Origin of the sequence: uncultured Thiodictyon sp. (genome assembly GCA_903837595.1) — a bacterium.
Classification (GTDB): Bacteria; Pseudomonadota; Gammaproteobacteria; order Chromatiales; family Chromatiaceae; genus Thiodictyon.
This window is the reverse complement of record CAILVI010000280.1, coordinates 1-5,418: the sequence shown is the minus strand read 5'-3', so window position 1 is coordinate 5,418 and position 5,418 is coordinate 1. Positions and strand designations below refer to the sequence as shown.

Sequence of the window (5,418 nt, the reverse complement as noted above, 5' to 3'; positions counted from 1 at the left end):
TTGCCGTCGTCCAGCAGCGTTGTGAGGGGGATCATCAGCCTAACTCCGAGACCTGCAAACCTTCCTGGCGGCTGGCGATCATAAGCCTCTTTTCACGATATTACAAAAACTTAGCAGCCGCCTGAAACGCAGGAAGAGCCAACTAGCCATCATCGTTCCGGCCAGCGGCCTTCTTCTGGAGCCCAAGGCGTCAGCCTTGGTCCCGTCCAGCCAAGGCTGAAGCCTTGGACTCCGGCTCCCGGGGGGCCGGAACGATCATGAAGGCCCCGTTGGGGTACTCATGCGCTCGGCGGGCTGACCCCCGCCGACCGGGGTGTCTATCTGCTCGGTGACACGCTCCAGTAGATAGGGGAAGAAGGGATTGGAGGACATGCGCACCAGCGCATCCAGGCTGACGATCAGTACGCCGCGCTCGCCGCGCACGGCCATCGCCCCCAAATGGACGCCGAAGTTCTCGGATGGGTCGGGGGTCATCCCATAAAGCGAGTCGGTTACGGGGAATGGCAGGGCAACATGGGAGAGCGAGAACACCTCATTGGGATAGGTTAATTCCAACGGGCGCACCTGCTCCGTCATCGCCCCGGGCTGCGTCACCCGCTCGATCACGTTCGCGGAGCCGGCGTCGGCATTGGTGACGACCGTGGTACGGTAGCGCCGCGGGGGGCTCGGCAGCAGCCGCGCGAGCATGGTCTCGGTGTTCGGGCGCAGCAAGGGGCCGAAGTCGGTGTGACGATTCAGATCGAACAACACCAGCTCGCTGCCATTCTCCGGAAGGTGCGCATAGAGCGCATTGACGACGGCCGGGGTACTGACCGTGAAGTCGGTGATCGATTGGAAGGTAAGAATCGGGGGCAGGGTGCTCAACCGGCCCTCGCGGGCCGCGCGTGCCAGCCGCGGCTGCAGGGCGCGCGTGAGCAGTGACGATTGCCGCGCCCCGTTGATCGGGAAGGAGTTGTACTTGAATGGATTGAATTCCGGTAGAATCGCGAGCCAGGCGGCCTTGGCAAAGCGCGGCAACAGGGCCGGTAGACCCGCGAATCCGGCAAGGCCCGCCATGGCGGTGACCCCGATCATCGGTGAGATCAGAATGATCCGGTCGGCCCGCGGGAGCGTCGGATCGTCGATGGCATCCAGTGCGTATTTCATCGCCAGTGCCCCGCCGTTGGAGAACCCCACGATGTGCAGCGGCACCCCGGGGCCGACCCGGCGCCGGGCCTCACGCACCGCCAGCCGGGTCGCGGCCGTCCAGTCCTCCCACTGCACCTGCGTGAGCCCGGCCGGCACGGTGCCGTGACCGGGTAAGCGGGGGGCGACCGCCGCAAAGCCCCGCTCCCGATAGCGCCGCGCGATATGGCGCAGGCTATAGGGCGAATCGGTCAGACCATGGAGCAGGACCACCACGCCGACCGGGGTGCCGGTCGGATCCAACGTATACGAACGATTCCAATCCTGGGCGAACCGTTCGGGATTGACGGGGCTGTCCTGGAAATAGCGATTGGCGGGGATGCGCTCCTCGGGTGCCAGGCGTTGCGTGACGTTGGTACGGATCTCCTCGAAGATGGTCTTCTCCACCTCGAGATACTTCGCCCAGTCGGCATGATCGAGTTCATCGGCGGACAACTCGTGCGGTACAAAGGTATGCCAGGGCTCCAGCGGCGCACCTTGCTCGGCGTCATAGGCACGCACGCCCAGGAAGATCACGGCAACCGCCAGGATCAGCAGGGCCGCCCGTTTCAACAGTGTTATCAGCTTGGAGCCCATCGTGTTACTCCTATTCGTGTTCATTCTGGGAGGGTGTCATGGACCAGGACCCGCAGCCGGCGCTCCTGCCGCGGATGGCACTCCGCCCACCAAGTCCAGAGCGTTGCCATAACGATGAGTGACAGTAGGCCGATGGCCAGGACCCGGCGCCGACGCCGTCCGGATACAGCGCGGCACTGCCAATTAGTTAGGCCAACCGATTCAATAGCAATGCCTTTTTCGTCGCTTATGAAAATCCAGCAAGGCCCTGGACGAGGACATCTTGCGGGGCGGATTGCGCTGCGGCCGATCGGTGGTCGGACTGGTAAGAAAGAGCGCTGTCAGTCGTTCTGCCAGCGCGGTGGTACTCAGGTCGCTGCACAGCAACTCCAAGGCATGGTGTTTGATGGCATTGAAGGAGACCGCGCGATTGACGGTCTGCGGATGCAGGATCTTCTTCGCGTCCAGGCGCTGCTGCGCATCGGCGGTCAAGATCGCTTCCAGACCAGTGAGATAGACCGTGGCATGAAAATCCGGGCGCACCGCTTCGGCGGTGAGCCCGGTGAAGTTTTCCAGGTCCAAGCGGGTCTTGAGGATGCCATAAAACGTTTCCAGTCGCCACCGCAGACCGTACAGCTCAAGGAAGCCTTCAGTGGGATAGCGCGTGTCGTCGAGCAGGGAGGTGACCAGCACTTCCCACTCCCCGGTGCTCAAACGTACCCGCACGAACCGCACCCGCAGCGATGGGGGAAGGCCGAGCCGGCCGATCTCGGGGGCTTGCTCGGCGCACGGCCTCAGGGTGACGACTTGACTGTCCGGACCTTCCCCTTTGAGCATCTGGCGCGCCGGGGCGAAGGAGGCCGCCGAACAGCGCACGACGAAGTCGCGCCCATGCCGGGTCAGCTCCGCCAACATCCGATAGGACGGATAGTTGCGGTCCATCACCAGCAGATCGCCCGGGCGCGTGCAGGCCAGATGCGCGATCGCCAGATCGACCCCGTAGGCCTTCGCCGGGCCCAGCACGGCCTCCACGCCGACGCGGTTGAGGACATCGTACAGCACCGATGCCAAGGCATACGGGCGCTCGCCCGCCGTCTCCGGCGTGCCGTTGGAGTAGGCAATGGTCCCGAAGGCGGCGCGCACATCCGCGGTGTCCGGCAGCAGAATCTTCGAGCCGTCGACCGCCAGCACCCGAAACCCCCAGAAGGTCCGGTAGCCCGAATCGGCATAGACGGTGCCGACCACCGCCGCCTCGTTCAGTTCAATGAAGGCCGTGTACCGCAGCTTGTAGCGTATCTGCGAAAACGCACTGCCGGTCACCGGTAGCTCCGCCAACCAGCCCACCGCTTCGTTGACCATGTTCTGCAACGATTGCACGCCTTTCCTCAAGAGCAGCGTTATCACCAAAGGGAACGTCAGGCGGCGCGAGCGCGTGAACGCCTTCGCCCTACTGGGGTGCCGGGCCTTGAACTCGGCGTCCACGATCAGTTCTCGACCCGTCTTAAGGGCTTGCTCGCGGTCTGGCATCGGCGCGTCCAAACGCCTAAATTATCGCAAAAAACCCCCCTTCGTTGCCTAACTAGATGGCAGCGATACAGCGGGGGCGAACCAAGGGGCCATTCCCCTCGGTGGTCTTGGCTCAGCCCCCTGGGTCCGCGTCATCCCTTGGCGAGTTCGTCGGCGGTCTGAGTGGTACGGAACATCAGCCAGAGACCGAGCACCAGGGTGACCACCTCAGCGCCGAGCGTCAGTAGCAGGGCCATGAGGCTCACCAGGTCGACCGCTGAGACCCAACTGGCAGACCCGCCGGTGGTCGTCTGGATGGCCTGGATACCCGCTTGAGGAGCGGACAGAAAATAGAACAGGAGTTGCCCCACATCCAGCAGCATCACCAGCATGGAGAACAGGATACCCAGGCTGCTCGCCACCAGGCCAGTCCAGACGGTGCCCAACACCGCCGACTCGGTGGGGCGCGTTTGGGGATTCGCGATCTGCTTGGCAAGACCGGTATAGCGATAGAACCAGACGATGGTGAACAGCAGTACCAGCAGATTGGCCGTGCTCAGAAACTCGATGACCGGCAGCCCGTTGCGCGGACCTGAGAAACTCCCTGAGAAAACGAAGACGTAGAACATCAGAATCACTGGAATAGACCCCAGCAGCAACTGGAGCCAAAAACCGGTCCACCCTAAGCGGGTAAATGTCTTGGCCAGACCGTCGATCTTCGAACTATGAAAACCTGCAACAATTCTTTCGAGCATACTCATTACTTTACCTCGACCGCAGTGTGCGGTGTTGCTTGGGAAGAGCGTGAATCGGCTGCGAGTAGGCACGCAGCCGGTAGAGACAACGGCAGTATCGACGGTCACGCAACAGGTCTTGCTGCTTCACGGCCACGCACACGACTGGGCACTGCCGTCCCTCGGCCGCCGCGCCGCACGATAGGTCGTGTGTGAGAATAGCCGACGCGCCGACCCGCGTCCATTGTGAGACATTTGCGCTGGGGCGTTTTTCGCGGGCGCCACCGCACGAGGCTGGGATTAGGCGGGGCTGACGCGCTGGGGTTTTCTCGCGGGCGCCGTCGAAACCGGGCCACCGCGGCGCCCAATTGAGAAGAGTTCTCAACAACGCCCTACCGCGGACAGCCAAGCCCGTTAGGCGACGCGCGGACAGCCTGACCGGACGCGGCGGACGTGGATGCTACCCTTTTCGGTATGGACGATAGTATCCACCCGCTCGGGAAAGCGGGGGCGGGTGATCGGTTTGGACGGATCGTCGTCGGGATGTTGTTTCTCTTCCCGCCACAGTTCGCGGGTGTCAATGAGGGGGCGAATGTCATAGACGTCCCACAGCAGGGCCTTGGTCTCAGCACTGTCGAGGCCGCGATCGGCGCTACAGTCGCGGCAGCGTTCAGCCAGTTCGGGGGTCTCGGCGAAGGTCTCCTTGAGCATGACGCGCAGCTCGATCTGCTCGGCGTGGGAAGCCGGGGTCAGGTGCATCGCCACGGGAATTTCGTACTGGGTGTCGGCGATCAGATGCACGCCGTAGCCGAACCAACTCTTGATCTTTTTCGAGGGCTTATCGCTCGCGTCGACCCTGCTGGTCTCGTGCTTGTCCCAATCGGCATCCGGACCGGAGGTCTCCCCGGTGGTGCGACTGACCCACCCGGTGCTATGGCTGTTGATCGCCTTGCCGTGGTAGCCCAGGTGGCGCCCGAACTCCGGCAGGACCTCCATCAGTTGCTCGCGCAACGTCGCAATCATCCCGGTCACCATTCCCAGCGTCTCCTCCAGTTCGATGACGTTGGCGAGAAAACGCGAGAAGTCCGAACTCCCGGGCACCGCGGCATGGGCCGCTGGCGCCGCCGCCTAGATGATGGTCATCCGCCCCGTGTCGGCGTCCGCTACCAGTTGCGCCAGGGGTTTCTTCTGGAGCGGCAACACCGCGAAGCCGCAGGCTTCCCGCAACGCCGGATTGCGCGCAAGTTCGCGAATCAGGGCCTCAATCGACGGATGCTGTAACCTCGACTTTGGCCATTTTCAGCCTGAGGGAAACCCCGTGCATGGCCGGGTTAAGTGTCCGGCGCGAGAGCGTAGGGTCAACGTAGAGTTGGCGGCAGCGGGACGCAGGCGGTATCGTCTGAAGCCGACTAAAACACCAGACGTGACCGCCTTTGCC

At 63.2% G+C, this 5,418-nt stretch carries 4 protein-coding genes; all 4 read right to left on the bottom strand.

Annotated features, from left to right (window positions below; all coding sequences use genetic code 11):
• Positions 1 to 255 precede the first annotated feature (255 nt).
• The 4 genes from QZY44_RS15365 to QZY44_RS15350 all read right to left on the bottom strand — a co-directional run bounded on the left by QZY44_RS15365 (position 256) and on the right by QZY44_RS15350 (position 5,081).
• On the bottom strand, positions 256 to 1,761 hold the full coding sequence (locus tag QZY44_RS15365) for an alpha/beta hydrolase (RefSeq protein ID WP_295447787.1): 1,506 nt from the start codon (positions 1,759 to 1,761) through the stop codon (positions 256 to 258).
• Between the two features lie 201 nt (positions 1,762 to 1,962).
• On the bottom strand, positions 1,963 to 3,267 hold the full coding sequence (locus tag QZY44_RS15360; protein ID WP_295447784.1) for an IS4 family transposase: 1,305 nt from the start codon (positions 3,265 to 3,267) through the stop codon (positions 1,963 to 1,965).
• Between the two features lie 131 nt (positions 3,268 to 3,398).
• A complete protein-coding gene (locus QZY44_RS15355) occupies positions 3,399 to 4,007 on the bottom strand; it encodes a DUF3611 family protein (protein ID WP_295447782.1) in 609 nt (202 codons plus the stop codon).
• A gap of 387 nt (positions 4,008 to 4,394) precedes the next feature.
• The gene (locus tag QZY44_RS15350; protein ID WP_295447779.1) at positions 4,395 to 5,081 is read right to left on the bottom strand and encodes a hypothetical protein; all 687 of its coding nucleotides are present in this window, start codon (positions 5,079 to 5,081) and stop codon (positions 4,395 to 4,397) included.
• Positions 5,082 to 5,418 lie beyond the last annotated feature (337 nt).